Below are 1,718 nucleotides of genomic sequence, written 5' to 3' on the forward strand. Positions count from 1 at the left end.
GTCGGTCGGGTTGTCCGACCGCCCGGCGGAGGCCATCGAGGGCATCGCGTACTTCACCGTCTCCGAACTGCTCCAGAACGTCAGCAAGCACAGCCGCGCACGGTCGGCGTCGGTCGACGTGTGGCGCTCGGGAGACCGGCTGATGCTCCAGGTCCGGGACGACGGGGCCGGCGGGGCACGGCTGGACGGCGGTACGGGCATGTCCGGGCTGGCGGAACGGCTGGGGGCCGTGGACGGGCTCTTCGTCCTGGACTCCCCGGTCGGCGGACCCACCACGGTCACCGCCGAGCTGCCCTGGCGGGACCGTGCGGGTGCCGCGGCGAAGCGTGGACGGCGGTAGGGCCGGTCGTCGGACGTGGCGGCGGATCGCGCCGCTGCTGCCCCGGGCAGCCCCGCCGGAAGGCCCCGGCACGCCCCCGCCGGAAGGCCCCGACGCCCCGCCGTAGACGTGGCTGTGTATAAGAGACAGCCACCGCACAGCACGCACCCACGGCACACACGCGCCACCACACAGCACGCACCCACGACGGCACACCCGCCCCTGCACCCGCGCCACCGCGCAGCCCGCACCCACGGCGCAAGCGCGCCACCGGAGCTTGCGCCCAGCCGCCACCAGGGCCCGTGCCCACCGCGTCCACCCGCCACCGGCCCACGCACGCACACCCCCGGCCCACACCCGCCCCCCGGGCACGCACACCGCCACCGCCATGGCGCACGCAGCCGCCCTCCCCGCCCCACCCCACTCCGGGGTGGGGAAAACCCCCGGGCGGATACGGAGACCGCCCTCATGGTGTGCGAGCGCCCCGCACAGCACTCTTGGACTATCAGCAGCACCGCGCCTCCGGCCGCTCGGACGGTCAGCGCCTCACACCGGCTGCTGTCACGATCAGCCGTCGTACCGGCCGCGGGAAGCTCCCGCCAGGAAGAAACGGACGCCACTCATGGCCACGGCATACGGACCGGACACCCGGGACCAGTACGGTCCCGCCGCCGGCCCCGGGGGCCGTCCCCCGGCCCACCCGACGAAGCACCGCTTCCCGGCCGCGCTGCGGGCGCCCTTCGAAGGGCGGACCTGGCGGGAGCTGGCCTATCTGTTGCTGAGCCTGCCGATCAGCGTCGTGCTCTTCTGTTTCGCGATCACCATGGTGTCCCTGGGCCTGGGCCTGCTGATCACCTTCCTCGGCATTCCGGTCCTCGCCGCCGGGCTGGCCCTGTGCCGTGGCTTCGGGGTGCTGGAGCGGGCCCGGGCGCGCGGGCTGCTGCACCTGGACGTGGCGGAGCCCGCGCCGGTACGGGGCCGCACGGGCGGGCTGATGTCCTGGGTCGGCGCGACGCTGAAGAGCGGGGTGTCCTGGCGGCACCTGCTGTACGCGGTGCTGCACTTCCCGTGGGCCGTGTTCGCGTTCCCCGTCGCCGTGACGTTCTGGGCGACCGGCTGGGCCACGTTCACCTACCCCCTGTGGCGCTGGGTGTTCCCGGCGTACGCGGGGACGGGCGGCATCCAGCTCTACGGGGACGACACCCACCAGGTCTACCTCGACTCCCCCTTCGAGATGCTGGTCACCAGCGGGATCGGCCTGGCGCTCGTGCTGGTCACCCCGTGGATCGTGCGCGCGCTGACCTCGGTGGACCGGCTGCTGGTGGCCGGTCTGCTCGGCCCCTCCACGCTGGCGACCCGGGTCTCCGAGCTGGAGTCGGACCGGGGGGTGGTCGTCGAC

At 74.2% G+C, this 1,718-nt stretch carries 2 protein-coding genes; both read left to right on the forward strand.

Going from position 1 to position 1,718, the window contains the following annotated elements; translation table 11 throughout:
* A partial coding sequence (locus IH13_RS0100090; RefSeq protein WP_031079868.1) for a sensor histidine kinase occupies nt 1-340 on the forward strand: 340 nt, incomplete at its 5' end.
* A 601-nt stretch (nt 341-941) separates the two neighbouring features.
* Nucleotides 942-1,718 (forward strand): sensor domain-containing protein (locus tag IH13_RS0100095; protein ID WP_037840596.1); only part of this gene is annotated, 777 nt, incomplete at its 3' end.

It is taken from the genome of Streptomyces sp. NRRL WC-3549 (genome assembly GCF_000721935.1).
Classification (GTDB): domain Bacteria; phylum Actinomycetota; class Actinomycetes; order Streptomycetales; family Streptomycetaceae; genus Streptomyces.